Origin of the sequence: Gilliamella sp. W8136, from assembly GCF_016101285.1 — a bacterium.
In the GTDB taxonomy this organism is placed as follows: Bacteria; Pseudomonadota; Gammaproteobacteria; order Enterobacterales; family Orbaceae; genus Gilliamella; species Gilliamella apicola_N.
Genome location: NZ_JACFQU010000004.1, coordinates 44,646 through 63,778 on the forward strand (window position 1 = coordinate 44,646; position 19,133 = coordinate 63,778).

General features: G+C 34.2%; 13 protein-coding genes. 4 read left to right on the forward strand and 9 right to left on the reverse strand.

All coding sequences use genetic code 11. The annotated features are described in order from the left end of the window. Nucleotides 1–76: 76 nt before the first annotated feature. The 3 genes from purD to araC form a co-directional block, all read right to left on the reverse strand. Complete coding sequence (gene purD / locus H3T96_RS03195) at nt 77–1,375, reverse strand: phosphoribosylamine--glycine ligase (protein WP_144091567.1); 1,299 nt, start codon at nt 1,373–1,375, stop codon at nt 77–79. An 80-nt stretch (nt 1,376–1,455) separates the two neighbouring features. Beyond that, nucleotides 1,456–3,048, reverse strand: coding sequence for a bifunctional phosphoribosylaminoimidazolecarboxamide formyltransferase/IMP cyclohydrolase (gene purH, locus H3T96_RS03200; protein WP_144091566.1), 1,593 nt, complete (start codon nt 3,046–3,048; stop codon nt 1,456–1,458). Between the two features lie 539 nt (nt 3,049–3,587). Then, nucleotides 3,588–4,490 carry an arabinose operon transcriptional regulator AraC gene (araC, locus tag H3T96_RS03205; protein WP_144091565.1) on the reverse strand — a complete coding sequence of 301 codons (903 nt, stop codon included), beginning with the start codon at nt 4,488–4,490 and terminating at the stop codon, nt 3,588–3,590. Between the two features lie 202 nt (nt 4,491–4,692). Here araC and H3T96_RS03210 point away from each other — a divergent pair, with 202 nt between their 5' ends. The 4 genes from H3T96_RS03210 (at nt 4,693) to H3T96_RS03225 (ending at nt 10,179) form a co-directional block, all read left to right on the forward strand. Further along, nucleotides 4,693–6,354, forward strand: a complete 1,662-nt coding sequence (locus H3T96_RS03210; RefSeq protein ID WP_144091564.1) for a ribulokinase — start codon at nt 4,693–4,695, stop codon at nt 6,352–6,354. A gap of 39 nt (nt 6,355–6,393) precedes the next feature. After that, complete coding sequence (gene araA / locus H3T96_RS03215) at nt 6,394–7,902, forward strand: L-arabinose isomerase (RefSeq protein WP_144091563.1); 1,509 nt, start codon at nt 6,394–6,396, stop codon at nt 7,900–7,902. A 135-nt stretch (nt 7,903–8,037) separates the two neighbouring features. Then, entirely contained in the window at nt 8,038–9,402 is a 1,365-nt protein-coding gene (locus H3T96_RS03220; protein WP_232356411.1) for a sugar porter family MFS transporter, read from the forward strand. An 84-nt stretch (nt 9,403–9,486) separates the two neighbouring features. Next, nucleotides 9,487–10,179 carry an L-ribulose-5-phosphate 4-epimerase gene (locus H3T96_RS03225; protein ID WP_144091561.1) on the forward strand — a complete coding sequence of 231 codons (693 nt, stop codon included), beginning with the start codon at nt 9,487–9,489 and terminating at the stop codon, nt 10,177–10,179. Nucleotides 10,180–10,833: 654 nt separating this feature from the next. On the opposite strand, the gene H3T96_RS03230 is transcribed toward H3T96_RS03225, so the two are convergent. The 6 genes from H3T96_RS03230 to lepA all read right to left on the reverse strand — a co-directional run bounded on the left by H3T96_RS03230 (nt 10,834) and on the right by lepA (nt 19,119). Then, entirely contained in the window at nt 10,834–12,219 is a 1,386-nt protein-coding gene (locus H3T96_RS03230; protein ID WP_186279218.1) for an MFS transporter, read from the reverse strand. Further along, nucleotides 12,212–14,251, reverse strand: a complete 2,040-nt coding sequence (locus H3T96_RS03235; RefSeq protein ID WP_144091559.1) for a beta-galactosidase — start codon at nt 14,249–14,251, stop codon at nt 12,212–12,214. Before H3T96_RS03235 ends, H3T96_RS03230 begins: the two co-directional genes overlap by 8 nt. A 459-nt stretch (nt 14,252–14,710) precedes the next feature. Next, a complete protein-coding gene (gene era / locus H3T96_RS03240; RefSeq protein WP_065738727.1) occupies nt 14,711–15,616 on the reverse strand; it encodes a GTPase Era in 906 nt (301 codons plus the stop codon). After that, nucleotides 15,613–16,290 carry a ribonuclease III gene (gene rnc, locus H3T96_RS03245; protein ID WP_370528571.1) on the reverse strand — a complete coding sequence of 226 codons (678 nt, stop codon included), beginning with the start codon at nt 16,288–16,290 and terminating at the stop codon, nt 15,613–15,615. Before rnc ends, era begins: the two co-directional genes overlap by 4 nt. Nucleotides 16,291–16,298: 8 nt before the next feature. Next, on the reverse strand, nt 16,299–17,303 hold the full coding sequence (gene lepB / locus H3T96_RS03250) for a signal peptidase I (RefSeq protein WP_144091558.1): 1,005 nt from the start codon (nt 17,301–17,303) through the stop codon (nt 16,299–16,301). Nucleotides 17,304–17,322: 19 nt separating this feature from the next. After that, nucleotides 17,323–19,119, reverse strand: a complete 1,797-nt coding sequence (gene lepA, locus H3T96_RS03255; protein WP_065738724.1) for a translation elongation factor 4 — start codon at nt 19,117–19,119, stop codon at nt 17,323–17,325. Nucleotides 19,120–19,133: the final 14 nt, after the last annotated feature.

A 19,133-nucleotide genomic window follows, 5' to 3' on the forward strand; every position in this document is an offset into this window, starting at 1 on the left:
GTTTAGACTTTTGATTAACGTTTTTGTTAATGAAAAGGCGCCCTAGGACGCCTTAAGTTATTAAATTTAGCTAATATTACTGTTTATGATTATGTTTTTCACGCTCAATGGCTCGATAACCTATATCATGGCGATAAAAACAGCCATGCCAACGAATATTATTAACTTGCTGATAAGCACCTTGTTGAGCCTCTAGGACTGTGTTACCTAAAGCGGTGACACAAAGAACGCGCCCACCTTTGGTAAACACTTGCCCTTTTTCAAAGCTAGTACCTGCATGGAATACTTTGCAATCTGAAGATGATTCGGTTGGTAATCCAATGATTTCATCTTGCGTATTATAGTCGCCAGGATAACCTCCTGCAGCCATTACAACACCTAATGCTGGTCTAGGATCCCATTTTGATTTTACGGTATCTAAGTTACCATCGACTGCCGCTAAACATAATTTGACTAAATCTGACTGCAAACGCATCATGATAGGTTGAGTTTCAGGATCACCAAAGCGACAGTTAAATTCAATAACTTTGGGATTTCCCTCTTTATCAATCATTAAACCTGCATATAAAAAGCCAACATATACATTGCCCTCTTGCGCCATGCCATTGACTGTTGGGTAGATCACTTGATCCATGATTTTAGCAAAAACTTCATCGGTCACAACTGGTGCTGGCGAATACGCTCCCATTCCACCCGTATTAAGACCAGTATCACCATCACCAACGCGTTTATGATCTTGACTGGTTGCCATTGGTTCAACATTTTTGCCATCCACCATAACAATAAAGCTGGCTTCTTCACCCTCTAAAAACTCTTCAATAACCACACGGTGTCCAGCATCACCAAAAGCATTGCCTGCCAACATATCGTTTACAGCAGCTTCGGCTTCTTCAAGTGTCATGGCAACAATAACACCTTTACCCGCAGCTAAACCATCAGCTTTAATCACAATTGGTGCACCTTTCTCACGAATATAGGCTAGTGCTGGCTCAAGTTCAGTAAAATTCTGATATTCGGCGGTTGGGATGTTATGCCGTGCTAAAAAATCTTTGGTAAAGGCTTTCGAACCTTCAAGTTGTGATGCTGATTTTGTTGGACCAAAGATTTTTAATCCAGCCTTTTGAAAGCTATCAACAACACCAATGACTAATGGAGCTTCAGGACCAACAATAGTAAGATCAATTTGCTCTTGCTGAGCAAAATTCAATAATCCGCTAACATCCGTCGCTTTAATGTTAATATTTTCCAGACCTGATTCAAGTGCAGTCCCTGCATTTCCTGGAGCGACAAAGACTTTTGATACTAATGGTGACTGTGCTATTTTCCAAGCTAACGCATGTTCGCGTCCACCATTCCCAATCACTAATACTTTCATAAAAGATCCTTTATATGCTTCTTCCTTAAGAAGATAACCAATGTAATTTTAATAAATATAAAACAAACTAGAAAAACGCATTAATGCCTAAAATGGCGCATGTTGGTAAAAATCATCGCAATATTATGCTCATTTGCAGCTTGGATGACTTCTTCATCGCGAATCGAGCCGCCTGGTTGGATCACACAAGTTACCCCAGCTGCCGCTGCCGCATCAACACCATCACGAAATGGGAAAAAGGCATCAGAAGCAACAACAGAACCGGCAACCTCTAGATTTTCGTCTTGTGCTTTAATACCAGCAATTTTAGCTGAGTACACACGACTCATTTGGCCAGCCCCAATACCGATGGTCATTTTATTTTTTGCATAAACAATCGCGTTCGATTTTACAAATTTAGCCACTTTCCAACAAAATAGAGCATCTGAAAGCTCTTGCTCAGTTGGTTGGCGCTTGGTAACAACAGTTAACTGCTCGGGTGTAATCATACCCAAATCACGCTCTTGCACTAATAAACCACCATTAACTCGCTTAAAGTCTAAACTCGCTAACGATGACGTTGACCACTCACCACATTCAAGCACTCGTACATTCTTTTTAGTTTGTGTGATAGCCAATGCATCAGCACTAATTGACGGTGCAATAATCACTTCGACAAATTGTTTATCAATGATTGTTTGGGCTGTTTTAGCATCTAACTGTCGATTAAAAGCAATAATTCCACCAAACGCGGAAGTTGGATCGGTTTTAAAAGCATTAAGATAGGCATTTAAAATGTTATCACTTACAGCAACACCACATGGGTTAGCATGTTTAACAATTACGCAAGCTGGTTCATCAAAGGATTTCACACATTCTAGCGCTGCATCCGTATCGGCAATATTATTATAGGATAATTCTTTACCTTGTAGCTGTTTAGCGGTAGCAATCGAAGCTTGCTCAAGATTTTCTTCAATATAAAAAGCGGCCTGTTGATGAGCATTCTCACCATATCGCATATCTTGTTTTTTAATGAATTGAAGATTTAAGGTTCGCGGGAACTCTCCTGCTGGTTTTTCGATTTCACCATAATATGGCGGAACAAGTTTGCCAAAATAGTTAGCAATCATGCCGTCATATTTAGCGGTATGTTCAAATGCTTTTATGGCTAAACTAAATCGATATTTGAAAGTTAGGCAATTTTGCTGTTTATCCAGCATATCAATGATTGCGCTATAGTCTTGACAATCAACTACGATGGCAACATCTTTATTATTTTTTGCAGCGGATCGCACCATGGTTGGTCCACCGATATCAATGTTTTCTATCGCATCTTCTAAAGTACAATTGGCATTAGCAACCGTTTTAGCAAAAGGATATAAATTAACAACCACCATATCTATAGGATCGATCTGATGTTGCTGCATGACTTCGTCATCTATACCTCGACGTCCTAAAATGCCACCGTGTATTTTAGGATGTAGGGTTTTGACTCGTCCATCCATCATTTCAGGAAACCCCGTATAATTGGATACTTCGGTGACTGGAATATGGTTATCGATTAATAATTTGGCGGTACCACCAGTAGAAAGGAGTTCAATATTTCTTTCTGATAAGGCTTTGGCGAATTCAATAATTCCTGTTTTATCAGAAACACTAAGTAAAGCACGACGAATAGGACGAAACTGCTGCATGAAAAACTCCGAAATTTATATTCTAAATCCAAGTCTGTAAGTGGCTATTATATATAAAACGAGGAACGATGTTTAGTATTGACTTCTTAAAAAAAATCAAAACATTTGAATTATTTTATTTTGCAAGCGAATAATTAAATACACAACCTTTGTTAATTCCTGATAATTAGAGGTATCTTGATTTAAGATTTTTTACAACTATTGGGGTTGATATCATTTTTTTCATCCAAACACTACTTATGAATACTCAACTAAAATTAATCTACTTCCTTGATATTTTAATAGCTACAAAAAGTGACTTTCGATTATCTTAATATAGTTAAGTTTAGTAATTTTGATAACTATTAGAATTTAATTGCTTTTATGTTAGCTAAATTCAGCCTTATAAAAAATCTATAAGGGCATTTACTTTAATACAATGCGAAAAAAGACAACGTTCCGCTCTCTGGTTACCGCATAAATAATTTTTGGTTTATTAAAATTTAATGCCTTATAGAAATGTCGCTAGTTAGCTAAAATTTTTTAGCAATTCAGCTATTTTATTTATCATATAGATAAAGCGAATTAACACGTTGGATTTTTCGTTCATTTTGCTCTTGAGTACTATGACGATATTTTTGAGGGCTTAGTCCAATTCTTTTTTTGAAAATTCTCGAAAAATAAAGCTGATCATCAAATCCAATTGTTCGACTAATATCGGCAATATTCAGGTTAGTGGTTTGCAATAATAGTTTAGCACGATTTACGCGTTGCTCTTGTCGCCATTCACCAATCGACATACCAATCTGATCTTTAAAAATATGAGCAATTCGAGATGTCGACAAACAAACTTTTTGGGCAACAATGTCGAGCTTAAAGTTGTTTTCATCCAGTGTATCAATTAAATAGTTGCAAGCTTGCAGTACTCGTGTATCAATTTTAGGATGGTTAGTGCTTGATGTTTCTTGTGCACGACGTATTAAAAATTGCTCTAACATACTCATTGCTAAATTTTCAGAATAAATTGTACTTGATTGCCCTACCTCGACGATTTTAATAAATAATTTTTCGAACTCATCTTTGACTTGCGTATTAGGACGATAAAAGCCAGTCTTTTTTATTCGATTCTCCCAAGTTAATAAAAATTTCCAGGTTGATTTTGGTCTGAAATAGATCCAAAAATGAAACCAATTGTTTTCATCTTCTTTTCGCCCATATAAATGAGGTTCTTTTGGTGGAAAAAGTACAAAATCTCCCGGATAACAGTTAAATGATTCATCGTTACGATAAATCGTTCCTTGCCCTGCATAAGTAAGATTAATAATGTAGCCATTTAGTCCATTAGGGCGGTCAATAAAGAAATCAAATTTTCCTTCTTTTTCAATCGGTGTTAGTCCAGAAACCAGATGGACATTAAATGAATAACCCGGTAATAAAGGGTCATTTTGTTGTTGATTTGTCATATGTCATCTCCTACTTTTCGAGATTTTTTTATTTTCACATAAAAAATTTTTTTGAGTAGTGACAATTGTGAGATCTTCATCACAAAACAAATTAGGTGTGCAAAATCGTCTATATTTATAGCAATAACACACCTACTTGTTCTATCCGAAATTAATTATTCTCCTAAAAACTCCATTTGATTTTTCTTAGAGGTGTTAGCGGATGAATAAAAAAATAACCATTGGATTAGATTTTGGTAGCGATTCTGTCAGAGCATTAGCTGTCGATTGCCAGAATGGAAAAGAATTAGCTACAGAAGTCGTTTATTACCCACGTTGGGCTAAAGGTCAGTTTTGTGATCCTAAAAAAAATCAATTTAGACATCATCCTCTTGATTATATTGAGTCAATGACTCAATCAATACAATCGGTTGTAAAACAACTTAAATCAGATGCACAAAATGTGGTTGCAATTGGTGTTGATTCAACTGGCTCTACGCCTGCCCCTATTGATGAAAATGGGGATGTTTTAGCTTTAAAACCAGAGTTTATGGATAATCCTAACGCGATGTTTATTTTATGGAAAGACCATACTTCAGTAAATGAAGCGGAAGAGATTAATAACGTTTGCAAAAATGAACCTTATGCTAAATATTTAGAATATTGCGGTGGAGTATATTCTTCGGAATGGTTCTGGGCAAAAATTTTGCATATTTTTCGCCAAGATAGTGGTGTAAAAAATGCTTCCGCATCTTGGATTGAACTTTGTGATTGGGTACCTGCTTTATTATCAGGAACGACCGCACCGAATGAGATAAAGCGTGGTAGGTGTGCTGCTGGTCATAAGTGTTTTTGGAGCGAAGAATGGAATGGCCTTCCTCCTTATGAATTTTTTGAAAAAATCGATCCACTTTTAGTCACTGCTTTACCTTATCCTTTATTTGAAAAAACTTATACTGCTGACAATAAAGTTGGAATTCTTACCCAAGAATGGGCTGAAAAATTAGGATTACCACCAACAGTCGTTATTGCAGGTGGTGCATTTGATTGTCATATGGGTGCCGTTGGTGCGGGTGCAAAACCTTATACGTTAGTGAAAGTAATTGGTACTTCGACCTGCGATATTTTATTAGCTGAGCAAACTGTTATTGCTAATCGTTCAATTAAGGGTATTTGTGGCCAAGTTGATGGTAGTGTAATGCCCAATTTTATTGGTCTTGAAGCTGGTCAATCCGCTTTTGGCGATATATATGCATGGTTTCAAAAACTCGTGTGTTGGCCATTAGAAAAATTAATTTCAACTTCCCCAGAATTACAATCGACTGTACAAACTTTAAAACATAATCTTCTAAGCGATATTGCACAAGCTTGGGACGAAAATCCAAATTTAGATACTATCCCAATCACTCTTGATTGGTTCAATGGTCGAAGAACCCCTTACGCTAATCAACGAATTAAAGGTGTTATTACTAATTTAACTATTTCAACTGATGCAGCCACCTTATTTGGTAGTTTGATTTTATCAACTGCTTTCGGTGCAAGAGCCATTATGGAATGTTTTATTAATCAACATGTGCCAGTTAATGACATTGTAGCATTAGGGGGAATAGCTAAAAAGTCACCCATCATTATGCAAACTTGTGCTGATGTAATGAATAGACCACTAACTGTGGTGAGTTCAGAACAATGTTGTGCATTAGGCGCTGCAATATTTGCCGCCGTATCAGCCAATGTTTATACAGATATCCCAAGTGCTCAAAATAGGATGTCCAGTCAGCTCGAAACCACATTTACCCCTAATGAGAATAGGGTAGAAAAATATCAGGAATTATATGAAAAGTATTTAGTTTGGTCTGCATCGAGTGAACCTAACTATAACGCTTAGTTTTACCAACAATGTGAATAAATTCTAAAGGAGTCCATTATGTTTGTTTATGAAGAAGCTGAAATTTGGTTTGTTGCTGGTAGTCAACACCTTTATGGACCAGAAGCACTTGAACAAATAAAAAAGAATATCCAACAGGTAACGGATTATTTTAATAAAGAAGCAAATTTACCAGTAAAGATTATTCTTAAACCACTTGCGACAAAACCTGACGATATATACAACCTTTGTCAGGACGTAAACTATTCTTCAAAATGTGTTGGATTAATAACGTGGTTACATACGTTTTCACCCGCTAAAATGTGGATTAATGGATTAAATCATTTACAAAAACCTCTTTTACAGCTTCATACTCAATTTAATGAAGTCGTTCCTTGGGATTCAATGGATATGGATTTTATGAATCTCAATCAAACTGCGCACGGTGGACGCGAATTTGGTTTTATTGGTTCTCGTATGCGCCAACCTCATTCTCTGGTAACGGGTTATTGGAAAGATAAAGATGTGCATGATCAAATTGCACGATGGATGAGAGTTTGCGTTGCAATTAATGCAGAAAAAACCATGAAAATTGTTAGATTTGGCGACAATATGCGGGAAGTTGCGGTAACAGAAGGTAATAAAGTTTCTGCACAAATTAAATTTGGTTATTCGGTCAATACCCATGCAGTTGGCGATTTAGTGTCAGTCATTAATTCAATTAATGACAGCCAAATCAATCAATTAATTGATGAATACGAAACACTTTATCAACTTACTCCTGTTGCACAAATTAATGGTGAAAAAAGACAAAATCTAATTGATGCAGCGAGAATTGAATTAGGAATTGAGCAATTCTTAAAACAAGGCAACTATTCTGGATTTACTACAACGTTTGAAGACTTATATGGTATGAAGCAATTACCCGGACTTGCCGTTCAGCGATTAATGGCTAAAGGTTATGGCTTTGCTGGTGAAGGGGATTGGAAAACCGCAGCCTTACTTAGCACTATGAAATTAATGGCTAAAGGTCTTACTGGTGGTACTGCATTTATGGAAGATTATACCTATGATTTTACTAAAGGTAATGAATTAGTTGTCGGTTCACATATGTTAGAAGTTTGCCCATCAATTATAGATGATGGTGTAAAACCTTTGTTAGATATCCAACATTTAGGTATTGGCAATAAAGCTGATCCTGCACGGCTTATTTTTCCATCAAAGCCAGGTTTAGCCATAAATGCAAGTTTGATCGATATCGGTAATCGTTTCAGATTAGTCGCCAATGAGATCGAAACAATTAAACAGCCTTATACACTACCCAATTTACCTGTAGCTTGTGCAGTTTGGAAACCAAAACCATCACTTAATGTATCTGCTGAAGCATGGATTTTAGCGGGTGCTGCACATCATTCAGTTTATACCCAAGCACTTTCAATGGACTACTTTAGACTTTATGCACAACTGCACAATATTGAATTATTAGTTATTGATGGTGACACGCGAATTAATGATTTTAGAAATGAATTACGTTGGAATGAGATTGCGTATTGTAATCCTTATGCTTGATAACTTCATTTTAATTTAATAATTGGAAATATTTTTTTCCAATTATTTCCAAAATTACAGAATAAAAGGGTAAAAAACATGAGTATAAATACGCTTTTAGCGACGAATGAAATAGCAAAAGATTCTGCCAAAAAGATGACTTTCTTAATTGGCTTTTCTGCTGCAATGGCCGGATTATTGTTTGGTTTGGATATTGGTGTTATTGCAGGAGCTTTACCATTCATCACAATTCAATTTGAATTAACGACTCAACTACAAGAATGGGTAGTAAGTTCTATGATGTTGGGTGCCGCTTTAGGAGCATTGTCTAATGGGTGGTTATCTTTTTATTTAGGAAGAAAGTATAGTTTATTAGCGGGAGCCTTGTTTTTTATTGTAAGTTGCTTTGGATCTGCTTTAGCGCCTAATGTAGAAGTCCTGCTAGTTTGGCGAGTTATTTTAGGTTTTGCCGTTGGCATCGCATCATACACCGCACCACTTTATCTTTCTGAAATGGCTCCAGAAAATATTCGAGGAAAAATGATTGCCGCTTATCAGCTTCTGGTTACAGTTGGTATTTTAGTAGCTTTTTTATCTGATACTTATTTTAGTTACACGGGTAATTGGCGAATGATGCTGGGTATTATTTCTGTACCAGCAATTATTTTATTTATTGTTGTTATTTTTCTGCCTAATAGTCCTAGATGGTTGGCATCAAAAGGACGATTAAATGAAACTGAGCAGGTTTTAAAGTCGATCCGTAGCGACCCTGAAAAAATTAAGCAAGAGTTTAATGATATTAAAGACAGTTTAAAAGAAAAACAGGAAGGATGGACACTGTTTAAGGCAAACAAAAATGTTCGCCGAACAGTTTATCTTGGTATGGCTTTACAAGCGATGCAACAGTTTACCGGAATGAATATCATTATGTATTACGCACCTAAAATTTTTAGCCTTGCAGGCTTTGAAAGCACACAACAACAAATGATTGCAACAATAATTGTCGGGTTGACCTTTGTATTAGCAACATTTATTGCGATTTTTACGGTTGATAAACTGGGCCGAAAACCAATTCTAAAAGTTGGATTTGGTATTATGGCTTTAGGTACTTTGATATTGGGTATTTGCTTGCAACTTATTGAAAATGGTAATGCATCATCACTCACATCCTATGCAGCAGTGGGTATGGCGATTATGTGTATTGGTGGTTATGCAATGAGTGCGGCACCTGTTGTGTGGATTTTATGTTCTGAAATACAACCCCTTAAAAGTCGTGATTTTGGTGTAACTTGTTCTACAGCCACAAACTGGATCTCAAATATGATTATTGGCGCAACGTTCCTTACATTATTAAATAATATTGGTGTCGCACAAACATTTTGGTTATATACCGGCATGAATGTTTTATTCATTTTCATTGTTATTTTCTTCGTGCCTGAGACAAAAAATATTTCCCTTGAGCGTATCGAAAAAAATCTGATGTTAGGTAAGAAATTGTGTCATATCGGTGATGAACAATAATTAATCCATTAAGGACAATGCTGATTGGTATTGTCCTATATGAACAATCGTTTTTTCTATTCATTATTAAACAGGATGCTTGGTATGTTTACTCAATTAAAAGAACGCGTTTTAGCCGCAAATTTATTATTACCTTATTATCAACTTGTAACCTTTACATGGGGAAATGTATCAGAAATTGATAGAAATAATGGTGTCATTGCCATTAAGCCATCTGGCGTTCCTTATGATGAACTGACAACACAAGACATTGTCATAATTGATCTTGATGGAAATAAAATTGAAGGTAAGCTGAATCCTTCAAGCGATACCCAAACGCATATTGAACTTTATAAAACATTTGAACAAATTGGCGGAGTTATTCACACTCATTCCCGTAATGCAACAATTTGGTCACAAGCTGGTTTAGATATTCCTGCTTTAGGAACTACTCATGCAGATTATTTTTATGGTGATATTCCTTGTACTCGCTTATTAACACCAACTGAAATAACTAATAATTATGAACTCAATACGGGGAAAGTCATAATTGAGGAGTTTAATAAACGCAATATTGATGTTATGGCAATACCTAGTGTGCTTGTGTCTGGGCATGGTCCTTTTGGATGGGGGAAAAATGCTGATGATGCCGTACATAATGCGGTTGTTTTAGAAGAAATTGCTGCTATGGCATTAGCAACTCGCAATCTGAATATCGGTATTAAAATCCAACAAGAATTATTGGATAAACACTATTATCGTAAGCATGGTAAAAATGCCTATTATGGGCAATCATAAAACTATTAAAAATTAGGTTTAGTAAAAGTTATACTATTTAAAAATATCAGCCATCCGCCAAACATCTTTGTTTGGCATTCTTACCTCAAACAGTCGTTAAGATTAAGTGTTAAAATATCCAGTATAATTTTATCAATATAGTCCCCATTAAATTCCGTTTCATTTGGATCATCACTTATAATTACAATGAACTCATCAAATAACGTAATCAAACTTACCTTATTGTTTATGTTAGCAAACTAAAAACGTTATACTTTCATGTGGTATAAAATTTTTAGATTAGTCTATAATCCATTTAATTTATAACTTTTTGGAGCCTTTATAAAAGTAAAACTTATTTATTTGAGAATATCCTTAAATTACTTAAGACATTAGGATTAACTAACTAAATAAATAATATTAGAGTTAATTTAAAAGAGATAAATTTACTGACAATTTTGAAAATACAATATCATAAAATAACGATTACTAAATTTAGTTAGTAATATATTGAAATATTCCTTTTTATTTTAGGTTCAATCGTTAGCGTTAATTGAATGTATAAATAATTTATTCTCTAAACTAATTATTTACCCATATTAAATATTAAACCCAAATAATTATTTAAATATTTGGGTTTAAGAATTTGATATCAATTATTAAAGTATATAAATATTAGATTTCCTCACTTCTAAATTTACCATTAGATAAATCCCGTTCAACTTCACTATAGATTGATTCAAGTTTATAAAAACACAAAATAGCGATATTAATTAACGCGAGAATAAAAGGAAAGTATATAAATAAAAACTCAATCACAGATAGAACTTCATTTGTTTGCTGTACATCACCGCCACTGATGAATCCGAAAGCGCCGAGTATCCAACCAATACTAGCGGTACCCATCCCCATACCTAATGTCTGACCTAATGTTCCTGCACTAAATAAAATCCCTTGGATTCTTAATTTAGTGATCCATTCACCATAATCGATAGTATCTGCTAAAAAGGCAAACATAGTTGCACCAACTCCACAAAAACCAATACTTCGAACAACTGTAGATATAATAATATATAGCGCATTTTGTTTATCAATTAATGGAATTAAACAAGCAATGCAACAAACAATAAGCCCAAATAATGCAAGGTTTCTTTTACCAAAATGACGAAGAAGATATGGAATGATAAGTAAAGTCAATAAACTAGGAATATATTGAGCCATACTTATGTAAGACATATAGTAAACATCTTCTAAAATATATTTTGAATAGTAAACACTTACAGTTGAAAGTGCAGTTAAACTGGTAAAAGTTATAAACAAATAGAAAAATATCATAATCCAATATTTGTTTTTTAGCATAGCTTTTAACACTTGATCCAATTTTATATTGCTATCATTATCTTCTTTGATTGGCTTAATTCTTTCTCTAACATTTAATCCAGTAATAATTAAACAAATTGCAGTAAAGAACCCAAAGATAGCAAATAAAATTATCCAAGACACTTTAGTATTGCCAAAATATCCAACAATTGGGAGAGTAAAAACCCCAACAGTTAGAGATCCTAACGTAGAAAGTCCATTTCTAAATACACTTAACACACCTCTTTCATAAATACTTCTTGTAATAAGAGCAAGTAATGAGCCATAAGCAATATTGTTTGCAGTAAATAAAATATTAGCTAATAAATAAGTTATGCATACATACCATATTTTTACATTATCACTCGCTTCTGGAATTGTTGACATTAAAAATGCAGATAATCCAAAAGGAATAGCTGTAAATAGAACCCATGGCCTTGCCTTGCCATATTTAGTATTTGTTTTATCAATTTTTATACCAACAAAAACACATAAAATACCATCTATAACACGAGCAAAAAACATCAAAGAGCCGACTAGAATGGCAGAAACACCGACAACCTCAGTATAAAAATATGCCAAAAAGGTTACCATTAAAGTATAAGTTAAATTTGTACCATAATCGCCTAGACCAAAAGAAAATCTTTCCTTGAATTTAATTTTTTCTGAATCGATATCAGAATTATTTATAAAACTATTCATGATTAGTTCCCAACAAAATAATAGCTAAATCCCAATCTTTTAATACAAATTTGTCGTTATATTTTAAAATTGAACCGGTTAATAAATTAAGTCCGCTTTTTTCAGTAAAACAAACATTTATAGGGTTAGAAGAATAATTAAAGTAAAATCTAATTTTTTCTTTTTTATAATTGATACCATTTTTAATAATTAGTGGAAAGCTATCCTGGCATTTAAGATCTGCCAATTTTTCCTCATTAAAAATATATTCATAAATTTTTTGTAGTACAGAAGTACTTATATTGCAACCTATATAAGTGGCAGAACCGCGCCCATACCGATTACTAGTAACTGCTGCATATTTTCCCCAATATGGATGTTGATACTTGGCTAAAATTTTTGTATTAACATCTGGCTCAATCAGCTCCATCCAATCATTTATCTTGCAATCACAATTGGCCAGATCGATCTCGTCAGATATCAAACTTACATTATTAGGTTCAACGAATAGTTGATATGAAATCCCGCAAGCTTCTGAAATAATGCCAGGTTGAACAACAGTTCTCACCTTCATATTTTCATTTGCAAAACCAGATTTAAATGAATAAATTACATTTCCGCCATTTAGAACATAATTATTTAATTGCTCTAATTTAAGGTCACTAACACTATAAAGAAGTGGGATTATTAGAAGATCGTAATTAAATATAGAGTCATCATCAATTGAAAGAATATCTACCTCTATATTCATTTTATATAAGGTATCGTAATAAGCACGAAAAATATCGTTATATTGATGTAATGAATCCCTATTAAATTGATGACCATGCCAAGGATGCCAATCAATAGCTGTTAAACACTCATTACTTACAATAATTGCTACTCGGTTATATTTTTTTATTTCACGTAAATGCTTTGATAAAATCTTTAACTCATTACCTACAATAGAAGCTTCTTCATAGATTGGATTTGGCTGTAAATCATGACTTAAAATTCCTTTCCAATATGTTTCAAATGAGTTATGAATTGAATGCCAGTGCCAATAACCAATTAAGCTTGCACCACTAGCAATATGGCTATACGCTTGTAAACGTAACTGACCGGGATAAGGAGTCCAGTTTTTGAATGCTTGAGCTTGTGTTTCTAATACAAGGTAATTTTTTTTCTTGGTGCTACGAGCTACATCTCCTGAAAATGCAATTTCAATACCTGTTAACTGATCTTGACTAGGATGGTAAACATCAACACCAGTTATATCTAAAATTTCAGATGTATCAAAATGATTTACTTCAGATTGAATTCCATATGACCATGTTCTCCATTCAAAATCAAAATTATGAGTCAAAAATTGTTTTTCTGATTTATATTCATTAATAATATTAGCTTGCCATTGCAAAAATTTTTTTACTAATTTACGCTGAAATTTCTGAAACTCAGCACCTAAACTAGCATTTATTGTTCCAACTGTTGATGGAAAATCTTCCCATGCATCGATTCTATTGCTCCAATAATCTAAACCAAACTCATGATTTAATTTTAATAAATCACCTGCAAATTTTTCTTTCAAATACTTAACGAAATCTATTTGTATGTTATCTCCACAAACATCATAATATTTAGTTTCATTATCAATCTGGAATCCAATAACGGCAGGATGATTAGCTACGGCTTGCATTAGTTTTCTTATAAGACGTTCGGCATAAAATAGATAAGCTGGATGAGTAATATCCATTTTTTGACGATGACCATATTTATTACGACCATTTGGCGTTATAGCCATAACTTCTGGATATTTCTTTTCAAGCCAAGCTGGAATAGCATAAGTAGGAGTTCCAATAATTACATCAATGTTATTTTGATACATCTTATCAAGTACTATAAGAATAGAACTAAAATCAAAAACTCCTTCTTGTTTTTCAAAAGTACTCCAAGTACTTTCTGCGATACGCACATAGTTTATTCCTGCATCTAACATTAATTTAATGTCTTTATCTAATCTTTCTTCTGGTAAATATTCTCGATAATAAGCAACCCCATAATAAATTTTATCCATAGTTTATATCTCTCTTTTTTGTTAAATTAGCTATTATTTTTTATGATAATTAAGCATTCTATTTAAACATATGAATAATCATGCTATTAATATGGAATTATTTGCTTGCTAATATAAAATGAGGGATACATCACACTATTAAATCATAACCATTCCTTTTCATTTGTTTATTGCAATATTCAAAACAACTTATATTTAGGATTGATTATTTGCTATAAATTTGGATGTATTATTGATGCTTCATGAAGTTAGTTTATTAGTTGATTAATAAATTTTGATAATTTGGAGATTATTATATTTTTTAGGTTTTTTGAAGTTATTTATCCGTTATATGGATTTGAATGGATTGAATTTTTTAATATTTAAAGATATTTCAATTCAGTTTTAAATAGATGAATTTATCAAAAATCAGGTATCTTATGATACCTGACTTTCAAATTTTAAGATTAAATGCAGTAATTAATCATCACTATAACCTAAGCTACGCAACGCGCGCTCATCATCGGCCCAACCCGCTTTAACTTTAACCCAAAGCTCTAAATGTACTTTGTTGTCAAAAAATGATTGCATATCTTTGCGGGCTTCTATACCAATTTTTTTGATTTTTTCACCTTTGTTGCCAATGACCATTTTCTTTTGACCATCTCTTTCAACTAATATTAAGCCGTTGATACGATACATTCCATTACGTTCATCAACTTTGAATTGCTCAATTTCGACAGTGACTGAGTATGGCAACTCATCACCTAAAAAACGCATTAACTTTTCACGAATAATTTCGGAAGCCATAAATCGTTGAGATCGATCGGTAATATAATCTTCAGGAAAATGATGTTCGCCTTCTGGCAAATGTTTTTTGACAATTTTCCTGATAATATCAACGCCATCACCTTTTTCAGCGCTAATTGGCACTACATCAAGAAAATTAACTTTTTGGCTAATTTCTTGAATATGCGGTAATAATTGAGTTTTGTCGATAACGTTGTCAATTTTATTAATTACCAACAATACTGGGCATTTGCAATCTTTAAGCTTGTTGGCAACCATTTCATCGTCATCATTCCAATGTGTACCTTCAACGACAAAGATTACTAATTCGACATCACCAATTGAGCTACTTGCAGCACGATTCATTAAACGATTAATCGCTCTTTTTTCTTCGATGTGTAAGCCGGGAGTATCAATATAAATAACCTGATCATTATCTTGAGTATCAATACCAACAATACGGTGACGTGTTGTTTGCGCTTTACGCGATGTTATAGAAACTTTTTGGCCTAGTAGTTGATTTAATAATGTTGATTTACCTACATTTGGTCGACCTACTATGGCGACAAATCCACAATGTTGTGTTGTTTTTGTCATTTTATACCTAATTGATTAAGTGCTTCTTGAGCAGCTGCTTGCTCGGCTTTGCGACGGCTTAGACCTCGCCCTAAATATTCACGGCTATCATTCTCAAGTTTGCATTGAATTAAGAATTCTTGCTCATGATTATCACCTGTTACTTCAAGAATTAAATAACATGGGCGCTCACAATGGATGCCTTGCAGATATTCTTGTAAGCGTGTTTTGGCATCTTTCTGTTTAATACCGGGTTGAATTTGGTTCAATCGAGTTTGATACCACGTCAAAATTAAGCGTCGTACCGTTTCGATATTGCTATCTAAATAAATAGCACCAATAATAGCTTCAACGGCATCAGAAATAATCGAGTCACGACGAAACCCGCCACTTTTTAATTCGCCTTGACCAAGAATAAGGTAATCACCTAATTTAAATTCTTTACCCATTTCAGCCAGTGTTTGCCCACAAACAAGTGTTGCACGCATTTGACTCAAATCACCCTCATCTTGTTTGACAAAACGTTCATACAGTTCATTAGCAATCACAAAGCTTAAAATTGAATCACCTAAAAACTCTAAACGTTCATTATGCAATTTGTTAGCACTTCGATGAGTCAGTGCCAATTCTAATAAAGATAAATTATTAAATTGGTAACCAATTGATTGTTGTATTTGATTAAACTTTTTCATTATCATTGCAATTAATGTATACCACCAATACGGCTAAATCGGATGCCTGTTGGCCATTCATCTGGTTGTTTCTCAAAACTGATCCAAATTGCTGTTGCGCGACCAACAAAATTCTGTTCAGGTACAAAGCCAAAATAACGACTGTCACCACTATTATCTCGATTATCACCCATCATAAAATAGTGATCTTTAGGTACTATCCATGTAGCAATTGGTTGTCCATTTTGGCGATAAAAATAATTAGGATCCTCATGTGAACCTAGAGTGGTTAAAATTTCATGAGGTCTATCGCCTAACGTCTCTTGTTGTATATTCATATCAAGTAAGAAAACAGATTGAGAATTGACAATACCTTTATCTGCACATTGCTCTAATGTATAAAAATTCGGACTTGTTTTAAACTCTTGATGCACTTCTTTCCAATTGCTTGGTTGAGGTTGCGTATAATGTAAGTCTAATGGTTCAGATTTCTGCCCACCCACACAATTTGCATCATTAGTTTGACAAGCAGGATAAATCAGTACTTTCTTCTCTTTAACGAGATATACTATTTTATCGCCTGGCATTCCAACCACCCTTTTAATCAAATCCATTTGAGGATTATTTGGATGTTTAAATACAGCGACATCACCTCGTTTAGGGTGGCCTGTAGAAATTAATACTGTATTAGTAATAGGATCTCTTAATCCATAAGAATACTTTTGAACTGCAATAAAGTCACCAATAAGTAAAGTTTGCATCATTGAACCTGATGGTATTTGAAACGGTTCAAATAAAAATGAACGAATCACAAATACAACAAATAAAACAGGGAAGAACGATGATATACTTTCAACCCAAGCTTTTGGTTTACCTACTTCTGCAAGTATTTTTCCATCTATTTCGCCATTATGTTGCTTGCGAATCTCTTCTACTTTTCGTTGTCTTGCTGGTTTCCACCTAAATTTTTCTAAAAACCAGAAGATTGCAGTAATCAATGTCGCTACTGTTAATATGATGGCAAATGTTCCAGCCATTTTTTACCTCTTTAACTGATTAATCTTTTCCCACATGTAAAATGGCTAAAAACGCTTCTTGTGGTAACTCAACATTACCAACTTGTTTCATACGTTTTTTACCTTCTTTTTGCTTCTGTAAAAGTTTCTTTTTACGGCTAACATCACCGCCATAGCATTTGGCTAAGACGTTTTTACGTAATTGTTTAACCGTTGAACGAGCAATAATATGATTACCAATAGCGGCTTGAATAGCGATATCAAATTGTTGACGAGGAATGAGGTCTTTCATTTTTTCCACTAATTCTCGTCCACGATAAGGTGCATTATCTCTGTGAGTAATTAAGGCTAATGCATCAACACGTTCACCATTAATTAATACATCTAATCGCACCATATCAGCAATTTGGAATCGTTTAAAACTATAATCCAATGAAGCGTAACCGCGAGAAGTAGATTTTAATTTATCAAAAAAGTCTAAAACTACTTCTGTCATTGGAATTTCGTAAGTCAATGCAACTTGATTACCGTGATAAACCATATTAGTTTGCACACCACGTTTCTCAACACATAACGTGATTACATTACCTAAATAGTTTTGTGGAACCAATATATTACATTCGGCAATTGGTTCTCGTAGTTCTTGAATATTGTTTACCGCTGGAAGTTTAGAAGGACTATCAACGTAAATAATTTCATTTGAAGTCGTTAAAACTTCATAAACTACTGTTGGCGCTGTGGTAATAAGATCAAGATTATATTCGCGCTCCAAACGCTCTTGTATGATCTCCATATGTAATAACCCAAGGAAACCACATCGAAAACCAAATCCTAAAGCGCCAGAATTTTCTGGTTCATAAAATAGTGATGCGTCATTTAAACTTAATTTGCCCAATGCATCACGGAAAGCTTCATAATCATCAGAACTTGTTGGAAATAAACCAGCATAAACTTGCGGTTTAACCTTTTTAAAACCAGGTAATGGTTTATCTGCTGGACTTTTAGCTAAAGTTAAAGTATCCCCTACTGGCGCACCTAAAATATCTTTAATGGCACAAACCACCCAGCCAACTTCCCCACAATTTAAAGTATCTTTATCAACTTGTTTAGGCGTAAAAATACCAAGACGGTCAACATTATAAGTCATACCGGTACTCATAACTTTAATTTTATCGCCTTTGTGTAATTCGCCATTTTTGATACGAATTAAAGATACGACCCCTAAATAGTTATCAAACCATGAGTCAATAATAAGTGCTTGTAGTGGTGCATTTGAATCCCCCTCTGGTGGTGGAATATCTTTTACTAATTGCTCCAATACATCCGCCACGCCTACCCCTGTTTTGGCAGAACAGCGAACCGCATTACTTGCATCAATACCGACAATATCTTCAATTTCTTCAGCTACACGCTCAGGTTCTGCCGCAGGTAAATCAATTTTATTAAGTACGGGAACAACTTCTAAATTCATATCTAAAGCCGTATAGCAATTTGCAAGGGTTTGAGCTTCAACGCCTTGTCCTGCATCAACAACTAATAGTGCGCCTTCACATGCTGCAAGTGAGCGAGAAACTTCATAAGAAAAGTCTACATGTCCAGGTGTATCGATAAAATTAAGCTGATATGTTTGACCATCATTTGCATGGTAATCTAATGTAACACTTTGCGCTTTAATTGTAATACCACGTTCACGTTCAAGATCCATTGAATCAAGAACTTGCGCTTCCATTTCACGATCAGAAAGTCCTCCACAAATTTGGATAATACGATCTGAAAGCGTTGATTTACCATGGTCAATATGAGCAATGATTGAAAAATTGCGGATATTTTTATTCATATCAATAAATTATA